The following is a 19282-nucleotide window of genomic DNA, read 5'->3' as shown; positions in this document are numbered from 1 at the left end:
CGATTTTTCTTTCCCTTCTCTTTTGTGCTTTCGAATTTTTATAAAATTTCGTCGAGCGCCGCAAACAGCGCGTCGTTCTGTTCGGGTGAACCGATCGTGATGCGGCAGAAATTTTCGATTTTCGGTTTTGTAAAATGGCGCACGAGCACGCCCCGCGCGCGCAGTTCTTCGTAAACGCGCCGCCCCGAAAGGCATTTATGCGCGGCAAAGACAAAGTTCGCCTTGCTCGGAAGAACGGTAAATCCCTTTTTTGCAAGCGTTTCGCTCACCCGTTCGCGCTCGGAAACGACGATCGCGTTCCTTTCGTTGTAATAGGACTTGTCCGCGATCGCCGCCGCGCAGACGGCCTGACAAACGCGGTCCACGGGGTAAGAATTAAAACAGTCCTTCACGCGTTCCAGTCCGTCAATGAGCGCGGGGTCGGCAACGGCGTAGCCGCAGCGCATGCCCGCCAGGGAATAGCCCTTGGAAAAGGTCTTGACGACGACGAGATTGGGGTATTTTTTGACGAGCGATACCGCCGACTGGTTGAAAAACGGCATATACGCCTCGTCCACGATGACGACGCGCGCGGCGTTCGCGCGGATAAACGCTTCCATTTCGTCAAGGGGAATGCCGATGCCCGTCGGCGCGTTTGGATTCGCCACAAGCACGCCCTGCGCTTTTGCGGCGGTCAGTTTGGCAAGATCGAGAGAAAGGTCCTCTTCCATCTCTATCGTATGCGCCTTCACCTTGAAAAAATCACAGAACACGGGATAAAAGGAATAGGTGATCTCGGCAAAAGCCGCGCCTTCTCCGTCGCTGTCGAAAAACGCGGGAAAACACAGCGCGAGGATCTCGTCGCTGCCGTTGCCGCAGAAAATATTTTCCTTTGCAACGCCTTCGGCGCGGGCGATATTTTCTCTCAGCGCGTCCATCGTCAGGGAAGGATAGAGATTGAGCGAAGAAAAATCAAACGTTTCGTACGCCTTTCTCGCCGCGGGCGAGGGCGGATAGGGATTTTCGTTGGTATTGAGTTTGACGTAGCGTCTATCGGCGGGCTGTTCCCCCGCGGTATAAGGCTCGATCTCGCGCGCCGTGCGGCTTAAAAAACTTTTCATATGTTACCGTCCTTTTTCATCGAAAATCATACTATTTTTACTTTCATTTGTCAAGTAATCTCGGCCGCGCGCGCCCCGTACGACAAACAATGCCCTTTTTCGGCAAAAACGCGGACGGCGCATATGCGCCGTCCACACATTTATATTTAACTTTTCGTCCAATTCGCAAATAACTTCGTTTCCGTAAAAATCAGATTTCCCTGTTCGTCGTACTCCGCCGCTGGTAATGTATCCTCGGCAAAATCCCATACATGTTCGCACTCGGATTCTTTATACCAACCCGCGAAATTATAGCCTTCTCTCTGCGGTTCATACGGCGTATTTTCTATCTTTCCACCTCTCGCAAAATCATCGATGAAAAAATAACCATTGTTCGGCGCTCCCTCGTAGTTGAAATGGTATGAAGTGTTAGCGATTTGAACTTCTCCTTTAGTCATATTAGCAGCTTTCGTGTAATACGTAAAATAATTATCAGTTTCTTTTTCAATAATATAATGATCCATTGTTTTCAGCAAGCATATAGCATAATTAAAGAACAAAGGCGTAACATAGGCTTTGATACCACCACCAGATCTAATATATGTTAACATGCTGTTTACATAACTTTCATCGTTTTTAACAAAGTAAACTTTTTTTGGCAATATATCTACGAAATAGTCGTCCCCTCTCATTTCATGCAAATATGACAAATATAATTTATTCGCATTACGGGTATAAATAAAATATCGGTTTTGCGCAAGCGAATGATCTATATAGGTAATATAACGGACCTCTTTTCCCTTATAATACGCCGGTACGATCAAAGTGTCTTTTTTACGTCCCTCTTTCGTAGTATCGACGATTGCGTAACAATCCTTATCGCTTGCATAGTAATAAGTAAAATCTCCGTCATCGAAAAAATCTTCTTTAATACTTCCGCAAGCTCTAAATCCACATAAAACAGTTACCGATAGCAATAAAATAATAGTTAAAGCAATAAACTTTTTCATTTCAAACCTCCGTTTCGCTCAGTTTTTTGAGCGCGGCGAATACGCCGTGCGCGGAGAGCGTTTCGACGTCGAGTACGTTTTCCGCTTCGGAAATTTCCCAGAGACGGTGCGCGTCGGAATCGACGAGGCGGGGCAATTTCACCCCGCTCCCCGTGCGGCTTTCGACGAGTCTGAATCCGAGATGATAGTCGAACGCGCCCAAAACGCCGATCAGACCGTTGGACTGCTTGTCGATATGCGCCGCGACCGCGAGTCCGCCGAACGATTCGACGAGCGCCGCCGCGTCCTCTACCGATACGCCCGAACTCACGATGAGAAGATCCTCTTCCCGCCCGATCAACTCGTCAAACTCGTTCATAATGAGTTGTCTGCCGAAAATCTCCTCGCGGTTTTTGATCCGCAAACGGCGGGGAGCAATATATTCTTCCAGCGCGGCGAGTTGTTCGTACTTTTCGAACAGGCACAAAACGTGTATATCTTCGCTTGTGGTGAGTTCCATGGCGGGCAGCACGACCAGGCCGTTTTTCTTACCCGCAGCAATCGTCGCGGGACAGTTTTTACCCGTGTTATGGTCGGAAAGCGCGATCGCGTTCAGCCCTTTGATAAGCGCCATGTTGACGATGTTGTTGGGCGTGTTGTCGTCGTCGCCGCAAGGGCTCAGACACGAATGAATGTGAAAATCGTAATAGATATTCATACGCCGCACGCTTCGAAAAGCATTTTTGCAGTCTGATATACGTCTTTGGAACACCCCAAAAGATTGATATTCTGCGTTTTGGCGCGCGCTGCAAGCGGTTCGTCGGGCGCTACGCCCTCGCACAGGACCACGCAGGCGCAGTCGACGAGCGTCGCCACCGCCGCCACGTTGACGTTATTCATCACAGTGAGCCAGGCGCACGCGTCGGGCGCGCGGCTGATCACGTTGCTCAAAAAGTCGCCGCAATAGCCGTTTTTTATCTCCGCGTCGGGATTCCCCAAACAAAATACCGTGAGGCCCGCGCGGGCGCACCATTCTTTGACCGTCATATTTCCACCTATTTTACTTCGTTGAGTTTCACGCAGTTCAAGATGCCGCCGCTCATCGCGACGTCCTCCGCGTGCGTGCGGCAGGAGGGCGCGCCGCAGGCGCCGCAGTCGATGCCGGGCAGTTTTTTCAAGTATTCTTCCACCAGCATCATCTTTTCCATCGCCGCGAACACGTCGGAGTCAAAACGGAAAGAGGTGATCGGCTCGGGCTCCTTATCCCATAAAAAGAAATCCGTCGTCAATCCGAATTCTTCCATGGTGGCGGGCGGCGTTTTCATCTTTTCGGCGAGTTGGCGCATCTTGTTTCGCGCGATGAAGGGATTTTCCACGTTGAGAACGCCCCCCACGCAGCCGCCCGGGCAGACGTTCATTTCCACGAAATCGGCGCCGTCGAGTTTGCCGTCGCTCATCTCGGTCAGAAGCCCCAATACGTTGCGGATCCCCGAACAATGGATATAATTGCCGAGTCCCAGCCCGTTGCTTTCGCCGCCCGAAGAGCCCCAGTTGATGCCGAAATGACCGCATTTGCCCAATTTGCGCGGCTTTTCGATCTTGTTCATCTTTTCGACCAGACGGAAATACACGTCGCTCTGCGAGAGCACGCCCGATATGTATTTTTCGTTGGAAACTTCCTCTTTGTGCAGGGAGTATACCTTTGCGGGGCAGGGCGAGATGAAGAAAATGCCGATATCATCTGCGGGAATGCCGCGCCCGATCGCCCGTTTTTTGGCGAGTTTCGCCGCGATCTTGGCGGGCGCGTACACTTCGAGCATATGGTCGGCAAGTTCGTGAAATTTCATTAAGATGAGTTCGACGACGGCGGGGCACGCCGTGCTGATGACGGGACGGGGCAATTTCCCCTCCGCCATGAGTTTTTTCGAACAGTCGGTGACGAGTTCCGCCGCTAGTCCCACTTCGAACACCTCGTCGAACCCGAGCGCCAAAAGCCCCTCGATGACGTAATTGGGATCGTCCAGATGATTGAACTGCCCGAACAGCGACGGCGAGGGCAGCGCGATCTTATAAGGATAACTCTTCACCAGATCGAAACTGTCGTATACGGGACGCTTGGCGCCCCCCTTGCAACTGCGGATACATTCGCCGCAGTTGATGCACTTCTCATACTGTATTTTCGCCTTGCCGTTGACGATACGGATCGCTTCGGTAGGACATCGGCGCATACACGTGATGCAGCCGATACACTTTTCGTCGTCTAAAACGACCGTTTTGAGCGTTACCATTTCTTCACCCTTACCGCTAAAAATTCACCCGTAAAAACACCGTCGTACCCACGCCGACCGTGCTGTCGATGCGCATTTCGTCGCTGTATTTTTTCATATTCGGGAGGCCCATGCCCGCGCCGAATCCGAGGCTGCGGATATTTTCCGACGCCGTGGAGTACCCTTCTTTCATGGCGAGCGCGATGTCCGCGATGCCGGGCCCCCTGTCTTTGAGCCAGATATCGGCGTGGTCGGGATAGACTTCCACCTCCGCCCTGCCGCCGTGCGCGTGAATGACCATGTTGATCTCCCCTTCGTACATGGCGATGGCGACGCGGCGCACCGACGCGGGGGCTATGCCGATCTGTTTCAAGGTGCGCTTGACGCTCTCGCTGGCGTTGCCCGCGGAAGAAAAATTCTCGCCGTCCACGTCAAAACCGAGTTTTACGCATTGCATTTCATTCACCGCCGCCCAGACCGTTGGTATAAAGTATGCCGCAGGCGGTAAACAGCCGCTCTTCGGTGGAAAGAAGCACAATGCCCTTTTGCCGCGCGAGTTCGACGACCTCCGATTCCGGACGCTTGCCGCGCACGAACACGATGCAGAGCATATCCATCATTTCGGCGGTGCGCACGACCTGCGGATTCAAAAGCCCCGTCAGAAGCACCGATTGATCTTTCACGTATGCCAAAACATCGCTCATCATATCCGAACCGCACGCCGTATGGATATCGGTGTCCAGATGATCTTCCCCGCATAATATTTCGGCTTTGAGAAGCCGAACAACATCCTTGATTTTCATTTTATGTAACTCCTTTGTTCTATCATACCACAAAACGCGCGCGTTTTCAAGATATTCGGTCAAAATAAAAGGACGGGAATTTCCCGCCCTTACATTGCCAAACGGCAAAACAGGTCTATGATCAGTCCCGCCGCCGTACCCACGGTATAGAGCACGAGCACCATCAGACAATTTTTTTTGAGATTTTTCGGATTTTTGAAGAGCACGACCAGCCCCAGCCCCGCGTTGGAACACAGCCCCGCGAACAGCCCGCCGAAGGAAATGCCGCCTAAAATGTATGTCTGCGTGAGGATGACGCTGCTGGCGCAGTTGGGTATCAGGCCCACGAGCGCGGTCAGAAACGGCTGGAACACATAACCGCGTTGCAAAAACGCGGAGATCTGTTCCTCTCCCGCAAAATAAAAGATCACGCCGAATACGAGATTGACCGCGAGGATAAAGAAAAAGATCTTTAAAGAGTGGTACAGGGGCGTGAGGATATAGCGCTCGATAAATCCGTTGCCTACGCGGGCGCAGTCGTCGCATTCCTCACAGCACGCGCCGATGGGTTCTTCGGTCCTGTCGAGCCTTTCATGCTTTAAAAAGGCGTTCGCCGCATAGCCGACGACGACCGCGAGCAGAAGTTTCAATCCGATGAGCGGCAGCACGGAGAGCGCTTTGGAACCGTCGGACAACAAAATAATGATCGCCTCGTCACTGGTGGCGATGAACACCGAAAGAATCGTTCCCGTGCGGATCAGTTTGCGGTCATACAGTTTGGCGGACATCACCGAAAACCCGCATTGGGGAACGATACCCGTCAAGGCGCCCAGAAGAGGCGCCAGATTCCCCTGCAACACGCCGCCCTTCTTGCCGATGGCGGTGTTGTGTTCAAGGACCTCGATGACTGCGTAGATCAGAAACAGGAACGGGAATAATTTTAGGCTGTCGACGATCGCGTCGACAATGATATCCGTCATAAACTACCCGTTTCCCCTGAAATAATGAAATTATATCACGGCGCAGACAGTTTGTCAACGGAGCGAGCCCGCAGCGGCGTAAAAAAGAGGCGGCTCCGCTGCGGAACCGCCATTTTTTTGTCGAATTCGGTTTTTTAGAAATCGATATCTTCGTCGTTGTACACGGCGAGCAACAATTTTTCCATGTCTTCCTGCGAAGGCTGGCGGGGATTGGAACCCGTGCACGCGTCGCTGATGGCGAGCCGCGCGACCTCTTTCAGTTTCTGCTTATATTCCTTCTCGTCGATGATCGAAGTTTCCGCTTTCACGCCGCCCTGTCCGTAATTTTTGATGGACTGCGGGATATCCAACTCGTCGTTCATATGGCGCAGTTCCTTGACGAGCGCCTTGACGAGCGCATCGGTGGAATCGCCTTCCAAACCGATATAGCGGGCGATGTACGCATAGCGCTCCGCCGCCTCGGCGTTTTTGGCGTTATACTGAATGACCTTGGGCAGATACATGGCGTTGGCGCAGCCGTGAATGATATGGCCGCCCGTAAACGCCGCGCCCGTCTTATGCGCCATGGAGTGCACGATGCCGAGGAGCGCGTTGGAGAACGCCATGCCCGCAAGGCACTGCGCGTCGTGCATGGTGGCGCGCGCCTGCGCGTCGCCGTCGTAGGACTTTTTCAGATTTTCGTGAATGAGTTTGATCGCCCACAATGCCAGAGGGTCGGTATAATTGCAGTGCAGCGTGGAAACGAACGCCTCGATGGCGTGCGTCATCGCGTCCATGCCCGTATGCGCCGTCAGTTTGGCGGGCATGGTCTCCGCGAGCGCGGGATCGACGATCGCCACGTCGGGCGTGATATTGAAGTCGGCGAGCGGGTATTTGATGCCCTTCGCGTAATCGGTGATCACGGCGAACGCGGTCACTTCGGTAGCCGTTCCCGAAGTAGAGGGAATGGCGCAGAATTTCGCCTTGGTGCGAAGCGAGGGGAACGAAAAAGGCTGAATGATCGCCTCGAACGAGGTTTCGGGATATTCGTAGAACACCCACATGGCTTTCGCCGCGTCGATCGGCGAGCCGCCGCCCATCGCCACGATCCAGTCGGGCTGGAATTCGCGCATGACCTCGGCGCCCTTCATCACCGTTTCCACCGAGGGGTCGGGCTCGACGTTTTCGATAAAACGCACCTCCATGCCCGCTTCTTTCAGATAGCCGACCGCCTTATCCACAAAGCCGAATCTCTTCATGCTGCCGCCGCCGAGTACAAGAACCGCCTTTTTGCCTTTTAAGTTTTTGAGTTCCGCCAAAGAACCTTCGCCGTGATACAGATCGCGGGGTAACGTAAAACGTCCCATTTTTGAATGCCTCCGTTTTTTTAAATTTTCGGGAACGGTTCAACTGCCGCTCCCCTTTTTCCGAACATATTTTATCACTTCCCCCGTATTCTGTCAACGGTTTCAATGGTATCGATAAAAATTTATCAATAAAATTTTATCGATTTAACACAAAAGAAAAATCCCTCCGCGTTTATGCGGAGGGATCCGTACTTATTCTGCTTTGTTCTGGTCGTCGGGATTTTCAGGCTGCTCGTCGTTTGCGGCGCCTTCCTCTTCGGCGGCCTCGGCTGCTTTCGCGTCGGCCTTGTCGCGCTTGGCGGCGGCTCTCGCTTCGCGGCGCATCGCGGCCTTTTCTTCCTTGGTCACGACCTTGTTCTTCTCGATGATCGCCTGCATTTCGGCGGGCGTCAGAGGAATGAAGTTGGAAGAAGACTCGTTCTCGGGCGTAACTTCATAGCCCTCGTCTCTGGCGAGAATGGACATTTCGGTGGTCGCGTCGAACAGGTGGATGTGATTCGCGTCGAACGCCAGTTCGACCACTTCGCCCCTGCCGATGGTGCTTCTCGAATCGACTTTGGCGATCATGTTGTTGGAATCGCCGATGATGGTCTCGATCTCCTGTCCTTCCTTAAAGTCGAGTTTGCAGTAAATGAGCGTTTCCGCGCCGAGTTTCTCGACGACTTCGGTAAACACTTTTACGACGGTGTCGGGAGAAGTAGCGATAAATCTCTCTTCCTCGTGAATATCTTCGGGACGCACGCCCAGCATGATGGGTTTGCCCGTATTCACGTAATCGTCGATATTGATGATCTTCGCCTCTACCGTCTTGGGAAGAGCGATCTTATTGTTGGTGAATTCTACATACACCTTGTTTTTGGATTTGGTGAGCGTCGCGGGGAAGAAGTTCATCTGCGGCGTTCCGATAAAGCCCGCAACGAACTGGTTGATGGGATAATCGTACAAATTCTGCGGGGTGTCCACCTGCTGCATGAAGCCGTCTTTCATGACGACGATGCGGGTACCCATGGTCATCGCCTCGATCTGGTCGTGCGTGACGTAAATGAAGGTGGTGGCAAGTCTTGCGTGCAGTTTGGAAATTTCCGTTCTCATCTGGGCGCGGAGTTTCGCGTCGAGGTTGGACAAAGGTTCGTCCAAAAGGAAGACTTTCGGTTCGCGGACGATGGCGCGGCCGAGCGCGACACGCTGTCTCTGACCGCCGGAGAGAGCCTTCGGTTTACGGGTAAGGTAGTCGCTGATGCCCAAGATGGCGGCAGCCTCTTTTACGCGTTCGTCGATGATCTGCTTGGGAACCTTTCTCAGTTTCAAGCCGAACGCCATGTTATCGTAAACGGTCATGTGGGGATACAGAGCGTAGTTCTGGAACACCATCGCGATATCTCTGTCCTTGGGGACGACGTCGTTGACGAGTTTGCCGTCTATATACAGTTCGCCCTTGGAAATTTCCTCCAAGCCCGCGATCATACGAAGAGTCGTGGATTTTCCGCAGCCGGAAGGTCCGACGAAAACGATAAATTCTTTATCTTTGATTTCCAGATTGAAATCGGTAACCGCGGTCACGCCCGACGGATACACCTTATAAATTCCTTTCAAAAAAAGGCTTGCCATGAATACACTTCCTCCCTACAAATTTATCTATTATCTATTTTACACGATTTCAAGCAAAAAAACAATGGGCAAATATTACAAATAATCAATAAGATTGTGTCAACATTGCCCAACGTTCGGAAAATTTGTTGTACTTTTACATATTTTCTGCTATAATACAGATATCGTTTCAATCAGACCGCGCACATGCGCGTAAGGGGTCATTTTATGGATATCAATAAATTTTCACCGAAATTTAAGGTGTCTTCGCCCAACCTGATCAACCTTTCCAGGCTGACCACAGAGGACATTTTCGAATATCTGTACGCCGCCAAGGCGCTCAAAACAAAGTACCGCGCGGGAGAAAATCCCGCTCTTTTGAAACATAAGACGATCGCGCTTTTGTTCGGCAACGTTTCCACCCGCACGCGCATCTCTTTCGAAATGGGCATCCGCCAGTTAGGCGGAGATTTTCTTTTTCTCCCCAAAGGCGAAACGCAACTTTCGCGCGGCGAGAGCATCCGCGATACTGCCGCCATGTTCAAGCGCTACGGCTTTTCCGCGCTGATCCTGCGCGCGTTCTCCACGGAAGAGATCGAAACGTTCGCAAAATACAGCGGTCTGCCCGTCATCAACGGCATCAGCGAAAACGCTCATCCGTTGCAGATCCTTTCCGATCTGTTCACGATCTGGGAACATAAAGGGAAACTCGAAAATCTGAAACTTGCGTATATCGGGGACGGAAACAACATTGCCAATACCCTTTTGATGGGCTGCGCAAAGTGCGATATGAATATTACGCTCGCCAGCCCCAACAATTACCGCCCTTCCGAATCCATGCTGGAACGCGCCATGCAGTATGCCGACATTCAACTGACTTCGGACGTGCGGGAAGCGGTGCAGAACGCGGATATCGTCTACACCGACGTGTTTATTTCCATGGGCGACGCCGAATCGGAGGAAAAGAAACGGGTTTTGCGCCGCTACCGCGTGACCGAAGAACTGATGTCGCTCGCCAAACCCGACGCGCTGTTCATGCACTGTATGCCCGTGCACCGCGGCGAGGAAGTGACGGAAGAAGTGCTCGACGGCCCGCAGTCCATCGTCTACGAACAGGCGGAAAACCGCCTGCACCTCAACAAAGCGGCGCTCGCGCTGCTCGTGAAATAAATGTACATTCACGCAAATTTTTTCGTGCTGACGAAAAACAATCGGTTTAAAAAGAGAGGTCTTTCGGACCTCTCTTTTAGTCTGTTCTGCCCAATAAATATTCTACCGAGCAATCAAACAATTCCGCCAATTTAATAAGCGCATTCGTGTCGGGTATCGTTCCTTCATGCCTCCATCTCGAAACTGAGGAATGCGCGACTCCGCACGCCTGCGCAATTTTATAATCGCTTAAACCGCTTATTTTCGAAAGAATAATAAACCTTTCATGAAATGATTTTGGATTTTTGCTTAAAGTTAATTTATCGTTATCAGTCAATCCTAACATATAATCAATGGAACTGTGGTTTAATTCCGCCAACTGAATCAATTTATCGTAACGCGGTTTTGTATTTCCACTCACCCAACAAGCGACTGTTGTGTAACCGATATTCAGTATCTTTGCCAAGCCTCTGCCCGAAACTTTTAAGTCTTCCATCAACTCTTTTAATCTTTCCACAAAGTTATCTGTCATAATTTACCCTAAAAAGTTACTATGACAGTATTATGTCTATTTTTAGAACAATAATTTTATATGACCTAAATATAGACGTAGTTTTCGACAAATAATGTTTAAATTAGTGTTTTTTCGAAGATTTTTCTCATCAGATTTTATTGATGACCTAATAATAAACGTATTATAATATAAGTACAATAACAAAAAGGAGATTTACTCACATGGAAAACAAAAGCAACTCACAAACAAGCACCGCGGAAGAACTGATGAATTTCGTTCGAATGATATTGAGCGAAGAATGGATCGCAAAAATTTCTCCCGTTCATCAAAATCATATCGATATCGATATGCTGAACGATGAAAAAAATTCAGAATTCAAATTGAAAAAATATAAAAAAGAGCCCCCGAAATTTCGGGGGCTCCTTACTTATCTGTTATGGCGCATATCCGCGCCGAGGTCGCTTAAAAAATACGACTGTATCTTTTTCAGATTGCGTGGGTATTTATAATAGAAATCCGTTCTCTTTACCGAATCGTCGGAAAAGGTAAGTTCCAGCGAGAATCCCGCGCCGTCGTAGATAACTTCGTCGGTTTTGTAAGAATCTTTCCAACCGTATATGCCCGCCTTGCGGATGTGCGAAACAAACGCCTCTTCCTGCTCTTCAGTAAACGTGGCGACGGTTTTCGGGTTGTTGTACTGCTGCAAGATCTCTTCTGCCTGTCCTTCTTCCGCACGGTCTATCATTTCTTGCAGCGCTTCCTCTTCGGCAATCGTAATATCGTAGACGATATTTTTTTCAAAATCGAAAACGCGGTAGTCGTTTATGCCCCACAGCCCCATGCCGTCACCTCCGTGATACTCGATTTTAACGAGTTCCTTATCGTCGTATTCGGTCTTGGGCGCGCAGCCTGCGAGTGCCAGCGCCAGAACGAGCGCGGCGAAACACGCAAAAACTTTTTTCATAAATCCCCCCTTGTAAAAAGACGGAGCCTTGCAATGCATGTCGGGCCCCGTCGTTTTGTCTTATAATTTTTCCGCGATCGCTTGTAAAAATTCGCGGGAATTCAGTTTTTGCGGCGCGATCCCTTCCGCCTTGAACAGAGGCACAAGATCGCCCGTCATTTTGCCTTCCTCGATGGTCTTGACGGTCGCCTTTTCCAGTTTTTTGGCGAACGCCGTCAGTTCGGGGATTTCGTCCAGTTCTCCGCGCTTTGCAAGCGCGCCCGTCCAGGCGAAAATGGTCGCCACCGAATTGGTGGAAGTTTCTTCCCCTTTTCGATGCTTGTAATAATGGCGCGTGACGGTGCCGTGCGCCGCCTCGTATTCGTAATTGCCGTCGGGAGATACGAGCACCGAGGTCATCATGCCCAGCGAGCCGTACGCGGTCGCTACCATGTCGCTCATCACGTCGCCGTCGTAGTTCTTGCAAGCCCACAGCACGCCGCCGTTGCTGCGCACGATGCGCGCCACCGCGTCGTCGATCAGCGTGTACATATAATAGATACCCGACGCCTCGAATTTCTCTTTGTACTCTTTTTCGTACAATTCCTCGAAGATGTCCTTGAAATGATGATCGTATTTTTTGGAAATGGTATCCTTAGTGGCGAACCACAGCGGGAATTTCAAATCGAGCGCGTATTGGAAACACGAGCGCGCAAAGCCCGAGATAGACTCATCGGTATTGTGCATTCCCTGCACGACGCCGCCGCTCTTTGCAAAAGAATGAACGAGTATCTTTTCTTTTTCCTTGCCGTCCGCGCCGACTACGCTCAGATACGCGCTGTCGCCTTGTTCCGCCGCGGCCTCTACGCTCGAATACACGTCCCCGTAGGCGTGACGCGCCAGCACGATGGGCGCCGTCCATGTGGGAATATAGGGCGTGATGCCCTTGGCGAGAATGGGCGCACGGAATACCGTGCCGTCCAGGATCTTGCGGATGGTGCCGTTGGGACTCTTCCACATTTGTTTGAGTTTATATTCTTCCACGCGCTGCGCGTTGGGCGTGATGGTGGCGCACTTGACGCCTACCCCGTATTTTTTATTGGCATTCGCCGCGTCCACGGTCACTTTATCGTCGGTCGCGTCGCGGTTTTCCAATCCCAGATCGTAATATTCCGTCTTTAAATCCACGTAGGGCATGATCAGGATCTCTTTGATCCACTGCCACAGCACGCGCGTCATTTCGTCGCCGTCCATCTCGACGAGAGGAGTCTTCATTCGGATCTTTTGCATTGCGGTACACCTCTTGATTCGTTTTTCTTCTGTATTGTATCAAATTTATGCAAAAATTACAAGCGTTTGCCGTGAGCGGCGGGCATTTTGTTGATGACGCCGCACGAGAGCGCCACTTTCTGCCCGTCCTTGACGGCGCGCTCAACAAGCCCCTGCTCGATAACGTCGGTCAGAACTTCTTTAAAATCGCCGAGTTTCTCGCAGAAAAGATAATACGCGAGCGAACCGGGCACGGTGTTCATTTCATTGAAATACACTTCGCCGCCGCTGATGAGAAAATCGGCGCGCACGATGCCGCGCAGATCCAGCCGCTTATATAAAAGTTTGGTATAGCCCTTGATGAGCGTTTCGTCGCGTTTGGAAATACGGGCGGGAAACGCCGCGGTGCGCTCCTTGCCGCCCTCTATGTATTTATCCTGAAAGGTCAAAATCTCCCGTTTGAGCGCGGGCTCCTCGCATTCGGAAACGATCACGTCGCCCCCTTTGCGGTAAGCGGCGCAGTTGATCTCCCGCTTTTCGGCGAAAAATTTTTCCGCGAGCACGATGTCGTCGTAGGCAAAAGCGGTTTCGAGCGCGCCTACAAGTTCGTTTTTATCGTGCGCCACGATGATGCCGATGGACGAGCCCTGCCGCGACGGCTTGATGATGACGGGATATTTCAGGCGCGTTTCCACGCACTTGATCGCCATTTTGCCGCGCTTGTCGTAATCGCGCTTGCAGATCTTAAAGGAATCGGCGCATTTGACGCCCAGCGCGCGGGCGGCGAGTTTCGTCGCAGCCTTATCCATAAAGAGAGAAGAGGCGAGAAGATCTGGCGAGGCGTTGGCGAGTTTGTTGAGGTCGGCAATTGCGGCGACGGCGCCGTCCTCGCCGCCGCGGCCGTGACAGCAGTTCAGGATCACGTCGGCCTTGCACAACTCTTTGAGGCGGCTGCCCTTGCGCCGATACAGTTTGCCGTCCGCAATCAGCGCCCGCCCCGCTTTTTTTCGGAAAGAGGGATCGGAATAAAAGGAAACGTCCCTGAGGCGCTTGTCGGCGAACATTTCGCCGTCCGTGTTGAGATAGACGGGATACACCCCGTATTTTTCTTCGTCCACGAGGTTGGATACCATCGTGCCCGTGATAACGGAAATTTCGTTTTCCGAAGACATTCCGCCGAAAACGACGATTACGTTTTTGCGCATGAAAAAAACACCTCCGCTTTATTTTGGCATTTTTATGCCCTTTCCGCTTTGGTGTTTCTTTTGTTTGGAAATTTCAATATATATCGGGCAGATCGTTTAAAAACAAGACCGTATCCCCCGTTTTCAACTCGGCGGCGAGGATCTCTTTCGCTTTGTCGAGCGTGGGCACGAGCGTCAGTTTTTCCTTTTCGCCGCCCGCTTTCAGATACCCGTTTTTCAGTTCGCCCGCAAGCGTTGCGCCGACCAAGATAACGCGGTCCGCCGCGACGAGTTTTTCGCCCAGCGCGGCGTTTGCCGATTCTTCCAGAATGCCCATTTCCACGAGCCCCGGCGTCACGACAAATTTCGTCCCCCCGAAGTCACACAAAACGTCTATCGCGGCTTTCGCGCCCTCGATGTTGGAATTGTAACTGTCGTCGAGAATGGTCACGCCCTCCCCGTCCAGTTTTTGCAGGCGGTGCGGCACGAATTCGAGTTTTCCGATCGCCGCGACGATGTCTTCCCGCGTGGCGCCCAGTTTCCACGCCATGGCCGCCGCCGCCGCGATATTGCGCGCGTTGTGCGCGCCGAGCAGTTTACAGTGCGCCTTTTCCCGCAATATTCCGAACATTAAATCGAAATCGATGCCGTCCGGGCTCGTGCGCACGTTTTTTGCGCACACTTCGCCCCCTTCGCCCGCGAACACTTTGACAAGCCCCTCGCAGTTTTCGGCGAGCGAACGCACGTTTTCATCCTCTCCGAATACGGCAAATCCGCCCTCTTTGGTGCCCGTTAAGATCTCGCCCTTGGCGCACTTGACGTTTTCGAGGGATAAAAAAGTTTCCAGATGCTGGCCGCAGATGCCCGTGAGGATACAGTGGTCGGGCTCGACCAGTTTGCACAACTCTTCGATATCTCCCACGTGCCGCGCGCCCATTTCGGCGATGAAATATTCGCAGCCGTCGAGGTCCGTCCCGTTGATGAATTTCGCTATGCCCAGCGGCGTATTGTACGAGGCGGGCGTGGCGAGCACCGTATGCTTTTCGGATAGCATGGCGGCGAGAATGTTTTTCACGCTCGTCTTGGCGAAACTCCCCGTGATACCGATGCGGACGGCTTTGCTTTCCGCAAGTTTTTGTTTGGCTTTCGCGACGTAGCGCGCGTTCTTGGGATTTTCGTACAGACTGTCGAAAAAGTTTGCCGCTCTTACCAACAGCGGCAAAAGAACGGGCAACAGCGCGAGAGGCACGTAGCGGAGATCCCGCACGATCCCGATGCCCGAATAGTGCGCCGCGGCGTTGACCGCCAGAACGATCGCCGCGCCTGCGAGCAAAAAGAGAACGTATTCGGCAAGATAAATGTGCTTGACGCGGTTCGTGGGAACGAGCGGCACTTTCAGAGCGCGCTTATCGGCATAGAAATACAGTCCGAAAAAGAGCGGGAAGGGAACGAGAGATATGTAAGCCGCCGCCTTGCCCGTAAAGGCAAAACAGACCGCGAGCACCGCCGAGGAGAGCGCGGCGAGAAAGCCGAGAAGCGCCAGGCGCGACCATGCCATATTCCCCTTTTTCGTCAGCCATCCGGCGTATTTTTTCCCGTCGTATCCCAACTGCTGCAATCCGCCCAACAACTTGAACGTGCACAGACAGCACAGCGCCGCCATGGCGAGGGATATGAGAAAATATTCCGCGATATTCGGTAATGAAAACATAAGTCACCTTCCTGCAAAAAATGAAGTTTCAGCGCAAAAACTCCCCCGCGATCCTGTTGAATGAATCGGGATCTTCGCTGAAACAAAAATGCGTGCCGCGCATCGTGACGAGCGCGCCGTCCCGTACGCCTTCGCTCAGAATTTTGCCCATATAGAGGGGCGTGGCGGTATCTTGCTGCCCGAATACGAACAGAACGGGATTGCGAACGTCTTTCAGACAGGGCGTCAGATCTTCGTTGACGATCTTTTTATAACTTTCCCGCATGACGGGAGAAAGCGTTCTGTATTCCGCCGAACCGAAATGTTTTTCGGCGTAGCGGGGCGCGATCTTGCGCACGGCGCGGTAGGAAAAAACCTTTGCGCGGTACGAGATCCCGCGCTTGGGCGGAATGCCCGCGCAGCCCGTAAACACGGCTTTCAAAAAGCGTTCGCCGTGCGCGGCGAGAAGTTTCAGCCCCACCCTGCCGCCGAACGAATGCGTCAGAAGATGCGCGCGGCCGATATGCAGTTCGTCTAAAAGCGCGAGCGTATGCGCCGCGTAATCGTCCACCGACCACGGCTCCGTGAGGGGCGGGCTCTTGCCGAATCCCCAGAAGTCGAAGGCGGTGACGCGGAAGTACTTTGAAAAATATTTTATCTGCCAGTAAAAACTTTCTTTGCACGAGAGATACCCGTGCAGCAGCACGAGATCTTCGCCCGCGCCCTCCTGAATCAGCGAAACTTCGCTTTCGGACAAGTTTTTACCTCCTTATTTTTACGTCAGATCTTTGGCCATGATGACGGCGTCCTCGCCGTCGCCGTAGTAGCGCGGGCGGACGAATTTTCCGCAGAAACCGCATTTCAAATACAGGGCGAGCGCCGCGCTGTTGGAAACGCGCACTTCCAGAAAGACGCGCTTCATGCCCTCTTTTTGCAAATTCTCTTCCAGTTTGCGGACAAGTTTTCTGCCGATCTTTTTGCCGCGATGCGCCTCGTCTACGGCAATGTTGGCGATATCCGCCTCGTCAAGGCCGACGATCGCGCCGCCGTAACCGACGATCTTTCCGTCTTCTTCGCACAAGATCGTGCGGAAACGGCCGCCCATAAACGAATCGGCAAGCATCTGAAAACTCCACGGATCGCGAAAACACGCCTTTTCCAGTTCGGAGATGGCGGCGATGTCCTCGTATTTCCACTCCCTGAAAATCATTTTTTCTCCTCTTCCGCCTGACTTTTTTTCAGATAAAAAGCGGCGATCTCACCCATATCTTTTTTCAGAACGCGCGCCCGCACCGCACGGGACAACCCTGCCGCAACGTCCGCTTTCGTATATGCGAACGGCAACTCGTCCGCGGAAACGGCCACCCTTCCCCGCATGAGCGGCAAAAGTTCCGCTTCGGAAACATAGCGGGGCGCGATATCGATCTGCTTATTCGGGTCAAACCCGCATACGTAATAGTTGCCGCGGGCGGCGTCTATGACCGCAAGACACGCTTTCTCCGTATTATATGCCAGCACCTCGAAAGAGGTTACCCCCATGGCGGGAGCGCTTGTCCCCAAACAGAACCCCTTGACGGCGGACACGCCGATGCGGATGCCCGTAAAAGAACCGGGCCCCGTGACCGCGCAGAAAAAATCGCAATCGGAAACGCCGAGGTTCGCCTGAGCCATTGCGTTTTCGATTGCGTCCATCAAGCGCACGGAATGCTGCAAAGCGCAATCGGACGCGAAAACAACGCTTTCCGTCCCCTCTCTGCACGCGATCACCGTTAAATATTTGGAACTCGTATCGATTGCAAGATAATTCATTCTACCGTGATTTCCCGTCTGTTTTCCTCTGTTTTCCGAATCGTCACCTTTTTGCAGTGCGGGGGAAGAACACTCTCGATATTTTCCGCCCATTCGATGAGGCATACGCCGTCCGCATAAAAATAATCGGTCAAGCCCAACGCCTCCGCCTGGCCGCCGTTTTGCAGGCGGTAACAGTCGTAATGGTACAATTTCCCCTGATAGTCGTTCATGTACGCGTAGGTGGGGCTGACGATCTCGTCCTCGATCCCGAAAGCCTTAGCGACTCCCTTGACGAAAACCGTTTTGCCCGCGCCCATTTCGCCGCCCAGAAGCACCACGTCGCCCTTTTTGAGGGTGCGGGCGTACTGCGCGGCAAATTCAATCGTTTGTTCTTCGCTGTCGGTAACCATATCAACAGTATAGTACATTTCGCGCGCTTTTGCAATTAAAATCTATTGAATAGCCGAGAAATTCTCTTATACAGAAGGACGGTCACGAGAGATACGGCAATTCCCTTGACGAGATTGAAAAGCACGATATACCACCAAAGCACCGCAAAAGCCTCGGCGGCGGTCATGCTGAGAAACTGCGCGTACAACGGAAAATTGATATAGCGGTTTACGACGAGCCCCGCGGCGTTTAAAAGGACGCAGCCGACGGCGAGCGTTATGCAAACGGTCTTGATGCCCTTTTTGTAACGATAGACGAACGTAGGCACGATGATGAAGGAAAAGGTGAGAAGAAAGTTCGCAAGTTCCCCCACGCCCGCGGTCTGCGTATCGAGAAGGGACAAAAGTTCCTTGACGCCGCTGATGACGACGGCGGTGACGGGCCCGTACATAAATCCGCCCAAAAGGACAAAGACGGCGGAAAAATCCAACTTCAGAAAGGGAGCCGCGGGAAAAATCGGGAATTCCAAAAAGGTGACGACATAGGCGAGCGCGGACAAAAGCGCGATCTTCGCGATGCGGCGGGCGCTGAAAAACTTTTCTTTGCGCGCGGGGGGCTCTTCGACGGGCGCGGCCGCGTGAAGGTGTTCTTCCTGCATAATAAAAATACCTCGAAAAATATATTTTCCAAGGGGTGAAAGAAAGCCCCGTTCGAAAACGGGGCTGCATTTTAAAGTTTCCGCGCAGAGAATACGTACGCCGAACATTTAAAACAATTCTTTTTTCATCCGGACTATACCGTCGGTACGGGAATCGCACCCGTTCGGAGGACAAAACTGCCCTTTCGCAGACTTTACTGCCGGTGGGGAATTTCACCCCGCCCCAAAGAATTTATTTGATTGTCGCTATTATAATACGAACTTTGGATTTTGTCAACAATTAACCTTACTTTTTCTATACAAATAAACACTTGGTAATTATACTGAAAAAATTATTTTTATGAGTTATAATAGTATCAAATAAATACTTTTGGCAGGCAACAAATGCAAAACATATTCGAACAAATTTATTTTCAAAACAAATGCAACGGCGAAAAAGTTCCTTTGAGCCAAGAATATAAACGCCTTGCGCAGATCCTGATCGAAAAAGAAAAAATTCTTCTTGAAAAACTTGAAGACAATGCGGAATTGAAAAAACTGTTTTCCGAATTCGGCGACGCCGAAATGCAGACGCACGCCCGAAGCGTATTCGAATTTTATCGTGACGGTTTTTTTACGGGATTTCGGCTCGCAATGGAAATGTTCGACGGCAGCGACGCGTAAA

General features: G+C 51.9%; 21 protein-coding genes, 1 pseudogene and 1 riboswitch. Of the genes and pseudogenes, 2 read left to right on the top strand and 20 right to left on the bottom strand.

The window, feature by feature from the left end:
* Window positions 1-38: 38 nt before the first annotated feature.
* The 10 genes and pseudogenes from hisC to ESZ91_RS05905 all read right to left on the bottom strand — a co-directional run.
* Window positions 39-1100 (bottom strand): histidinol-phosphate transaminase, encoded by a 1062-nt coding sequence (hisC, locus tag ESZ91_RS05950; RefSeq protein WP_129225097.1) that lies wholly within the window; start codon window positions 1098-1100, stop codon window positions 39-41.
* Window positions 1101-1246: 146 nt separating this feature from the next.
* Window positions 1247-2089: an InlB B-repeat-containing protein gene (locus ESZ91_RS05945; protein WP_129225095.1), complete on the bottom strand. Its 843-nt coding sequence runs from the start codon at window positions 2087-2089 to the stop codon at window positions 1247-1249.
* Window position 2090: 1 nt separating this feature from the next.
* The gene (locus tag ESZ91_RS05940) at window positions 2091-2786 is read right to left on the bottom strand and encodes a PHP domain-containing protein (protein ID WP_129225093.1); all 696 of its coding nucleotides are present in this window, start codon (window positions 2784-2786) and stop codon (window positions 2091-2093) included.
* The gene (locus ESZ91_RS05935) at window positions 2783-3115 is read right to left on the bottom strand and encodes a DRTGG domain-containing protein (protein WP_129225091.1); all 333 of its coding nucleotides are present in this window, start codon (window positions 3113-3115) and stop codon (window positions 2783-2785) included. Before ESZ91_RS05935 ends, ESZ91_RS05940 begins: the two co-directional genes overlap by 4 nt.
* A gap of 8 nt (window positions 3116-3123) precedes the next feature.
* Window positions 3124-4356, bottom strand: a complete 1233-nt coding sequence (locus ESZ91_RS05930) for a [Fe-Fe] hydrogenase large subunit C-terminal domain-containing protein (RefSeq protein WP_129225089.1) — start codon at window positions 4354-4356, stop codon at window positions 3124-3126.
* 16 nt (window positions 4357-4372) lie between these two features.
* Window positions 4373-4792 carry an ATP-binding protein gene (locus tag ESZ91_RS05925; protein ID WP_129225087.1) on the bottom strand — a complete coding sequence of 140 codons (420 nt, stop codon included), beginning with the start codon at window positions 4790-4792 and terminating at the stop codon, window positions 4373-4375.
* 1 nt (window position 4793) lies between these two features.
* Window positions 4794-5138, bottom strand: coding sequence for a DRTGG domain-containing protein (locus ESZ91_RS05920; protein WP_129225085.1), 345 nt, complete (start codon window positions 5136-5138; stop codon window positions 4794-4796).
* Between the two features lie 89 nt (window positions 5139-5227).
* Window positions 5228-6097 carry a putative manganese transporter gene (locus ESZ91_RS05915; RefSeq protein WP_129225083.1) on the bottom strand — a complete coding sequence of 290 codons (870 nt, stop codon included), beginning with the start codon at window positions 6095-6097 and terminating at the stop codon, window positions 5228-5230.
* A 134-nt stretch (window positions 6098-6231) separates the two neighbouring features.
* Window positions 6232-7443 (bottom strand): iron-containing alcohol dehydrogenase, encoded by a 1212-nt coding sequence (locus ESZ91_RS05910; protein ID WP_129225081.1) that lies wholly within the window; start codon window positions 7441-7443, stop codon window positions 6232-6234.
* A gap of 447 nt (window positions 7444-7890) precedes the next feature.
* Window positions 7891-9051, bottom strand: a pseudogene (locus ESZ91_RS05905) (ABC transporter ATP-binding protein); the annotation flags it as partial.
* Between the two features lie 207 nt (window positions 9052-9258).
* On the opposite strand from ESZ91_RS05905, the gene argF reads away from it, so the two are divergent.
* Window positions 9259-10200 (top strand): ornithine carbamoyltransferase, encoded by a 942-nt coding sequence (gene argF / locus ESZ91_RS05900; RefSeq protein WP_161971075.1) that lies wholly within the window; start codon window positions 9259-9261, stop codon window positions 10198-10200.
* A 76-nt stretch (window positions 10201-10276) separates the two neighbouring features.
* On the opposite strand, the gene ESZ91_RS05895 is transcribed toward argF, so the two are convergent.
* The 10 genes from ESZ91_RS05895 to ESZ91_RS05850 all read right to left on the bottom strand — a co-directional run bounded on the left by ESZ91_RS05895 (window position 10277) and on the right by ESZ91_RS05850 (window position 18618).
* Complete coding sequence (locus ESZ91_RS05895; RefSeq protein ID WP_129225074.1) at window positions 10277-10711, bottom strand: helix-turn-helix transcriptional regulator; 435 nt, start codon at window positions 10709-10711, stop codon at window positions 10277-10279.
* A 409-nt stretch (window positions 10712-11120) separates the two neighbouring features.
* Window positions 11121-11657: a hypothetical protein gene (locus tag ESZ91_RS05890; RefSeq protein ID WP_129225072.1), complete on the bottom strand. Its 537-nt coding sequence runs from the start codon at window positions 11655-11657 to the stop codon at window positions 11121-11123.
* Window positions 11658-11717: 60 nt separating this feature from the next.
* Window positions 11718-12926 (bottom strand): NADP-dependent isocitrate dehydrogenase, encoded by a 1209-nt coding sequence (locus tag ESZ91_RS05885; RefSeq protein ID WP_129225070.1) that lies wholly within the window; start codon window positions 12924-12926, stop codon window positions 11718-11720.
* Between the two features lie 56 nt (window positions 12927-12982).
* Window positions 12983-14110, bottom strand: a complete 1128-nt coding sequence (locus ESZ91_RS05880) for an ATP-binding protein (protein WP_129225068.1) — start codon at window positions 14108-14110, stop codon at window positions 12983-12985.
* Between the two features lie 73 nt (window positions 14111-14183).
* Complete coding sequence (locus tag ESZ91_RS05875; RefSeq protein WP_129225066.1) at window positions 14184-15800, bottom strand: Mur ligase family protein; 1617 nt, start codon at window positions 15798-15800, stop codon at window positions 14184-14186.
* Window positions 15801-15828: 28 nt separating this feature from the next.
* A complete protein-coding gene (locus tag ESZ91_RS05870; protein ID WP_129225064.1) occupies window positions 15829-16536 on the bottom strand; it encodes an alpha/beta fold hydrolase in 708 nt (235 codons plus the stop codon).
* Window positions 16537-16554: 18 nt separating this feature from the next.
* The gene (gene rimI, locus ESZ91_RS05865) at window positions 16555-16989 is read right to left on the bottom strand and encodes a ribosomal protein S18-alanine N-acetyltransferase (RefSeq protein ID WP_129225062.1); all 435 of its coding nucleotides are present in this window, start codon (window positions 16987-16989) and stop codon (window positions 16555-16557) included.
* Window positions 16986-17588, bottom strand: a complete 603-nt coding sequence (gene tsaB, locus ESZ91_RS05860; protein WP_161971074.1) for a tRNA (adenosine(37)-N6)-threonylcarbamoyltransferase complex dimerization subunit type 1 TsaB — start codon at window positions 17586-17588, stop codon at window positions 16986-16988. The genes rimI and tsaB overlap by 4 nt, the downstream gene beginning before the upstream one ends.
* Complete coding sequence (gene tsaE / locus ESZ91_RS05855; protein WP_129225057.1) at window positions 17585-17998, bottom strand: tRNA (adenosine(37)-N6)-threonylcarbamoyltransferase complex ATPase subunit type 1 TsaE; 414 nt, start codon at window positions 17996-17998, stop codon at window positions 17585-17587. Before tsaE ends, tsaB begins: the two co-directional genes overlap by 4 nt.
* A gap of 17 nt (window positions 17999-18015) precedes the next feature.
* On the bottom strand, window positions 18016-18618 hold the full coding sequence (locus tag ESZ91_RS05850) for an ECF transporter S component (protein ID WP_161971073.1): 603 nt from the start codon (window positions 18616-18618) through the stop codon (window positions 18016-18018).
* A gap of 113 nt (window positions 18619-18731) precedes the next feature.
* Window positions 18732-18853: riboswitch (FMN riboswitch) on the bottom strand.
* A 149-nt stretch (window positions 18854-19002) separates the two neighbouring features.
* Here ESZ91_RS05850 and ESZ91_RS05845 point away from each other — a divergent pair.
* Window positions 19003-19281, top strand: coding sequence for a DUF6809 family protein (locus ESZ91_RS05845; RefSeq protein WP_129225053.1), 279 nt, complete (start codon window positions 19003-19005; stop codon window positions 19279-19281).
* Window position 19282: the final 1 nt, after the last annotated feature.

The sequence above is a fragment of the Candidatus Borkfalkia ceftriaxoniphila genome, from assembly GCF_004134775.1.
Lineage (GTDB): Bacteria > Bacillota > Clostridia > Christensenellales > Borkfalkiaceae > Borkfalkia > Borkfalkia ceftriaxoniphila.
This window is presented reverse-complemented; position numbering and strand designations above follow the sequence as displayed.

Excerpts from the sequence above, each read along its gene's own strand:
- hisC (WP_129225097.1), bottom strand. The coding sequence starts at position 1,100 with ATGAAAAGTTTTTTAAGCCGCACGGCGCGCGAGATCGAGCCTTATACC.
- ESZ91_RS05945 (WP_129225095.1), bottom strand. The coding sequence starts at position 2,089 with ATGAAAAAGTTTATTGCTTTAACTATTATTTTATTGCTATCGGTAACT.
- ESZ91_RS05940 (WP_129225093.1), bottom strand. The coding sequence starts at position 2,786 with ATGAATATCTATTACGATTTTCACATTCATTCGTGTCTGAGCCCTTGC.
- ESZ91_RS05935 (WP_129225091.1), bottom strand. The coding sequence starts at position 3,115 with ATGACGGTCAAAGAATGGTGCGCCCGCGCGGGCCTCACGGTATTTTGT.
- ESZ91_RS05930 (WP_129225089.1), bottom strand. The coding sequence starts at position 4,356 with ATGGTAACGCTCAAAACGGTCGTTTTAGACGACGAAAAGTGTATCGGC.
- ESZ91_RS05925 (WP_129225087.1), bottom strand. The coding sequence starts at position 4,792 with ATGCAATGCGTAAAACTCGGTTTTGACGTGGACGGCGAGAATTTTTCT.
- ESZ91_RS05920 (WP_129225085.1), bottom strand. The coding sequence starts at position 5,138 with ATGAAAATCAAGGATGTTGTTCGGCTTCTCAAAGCCGAAATATTATGC.
- ESZ91_RS05915 (WP_129225083.1), bottom strand. The coding sequence starts at position 6,097 with ATGACGGATATCATTGTCGACGCGATCGTCGACAGCCTAAAATTATTC.
- ESZ91_RS05910 (WP_129225081.1), bottom strand. The coding sequence starts at position 7,443 with ATGGGACGTTTTACGTTACCCCGCGATCTGTATCACGGCGAAGGTTCT.
- argF (WP_161971075.1), top strand. The coding sequence starts at position 9,259 with ATGGATATCAATAAATTTTCACCGAAATTTAAGGTGTCTTCGCCCAAC.
- ESZ91_RS05895 (WP_129225074.1), bottom strand. The coding sequence starts at position 10,711 with ATGACAGATAACTTTGTGGAAAGATTAAAAGAGTTGATGGAAGACTTA.
- ESZ91_RS05890 (WP_129225072.1), bottom strand. The coding sequence starts at position 11,657 with ATGAAAAAAGTTTTTGCGTGTTTCGCCGCGCTCGTTCTGGCGCTGGCA.
- ESZ91_RS05885 (WP_129225070.1), bottom strand. The coding sequence starts at position 12,926 with ATGCAAAAGATCCGAATGAAGACTCCTCTCGTCGAGATGGACGGCGAC.
- ESZ91_RS05880 (WP_129225068.1), bottom strand. The coding sequence starts at position 14,110 with ATGCGCAAAAACGTAATCGTCGTTTTCGGCGGAATGTCTTCGGAAAAC.
- ESZ91_RS05875 (WP_129225066.1), bottom strand. The coding sequence starts at position 15,800 with ATGTTTTCATTACCGAATATCGCGGAATATTTTCTCATATCCCTCGCC.
- rimI (WP_129225062.1), bottom strand. The coding sequence starts at position 16,989 with ATGATTTTCAGGGAGTGGAAATACGAGGACATCGCCGCCATCTCCGAA.
- tsaB (WP_161971074.1), bottom strand. The coding sequence starts at position 17,588 with ATGAATTATCTTGCAATCGATACGAGTTCCAAATATTTAACGGTGATC.
- tsaE (WP_129225057.1), bottom strand. The coding sequence starts at position 17,998 with ATGTACTATACTGTTGATATGGTTACCGACAGCGAAGAACAAACGATT.
- ESZ91_RS05850 (WP_161971073.1), bottom strand. The coding sequence starts at position 18,618 with ATGCAGGAAGAACACCTTCACGCGGCCGCGCCCGTCGAAGAGCCCCCC.
- ESZ91_RS05845 (WP_129225053.1), top strand. The coding sequence starts at position 19,003 with ATGCAAAACATATTCGAACAAATTTATTTTCAAAACAAATGCAACGGC.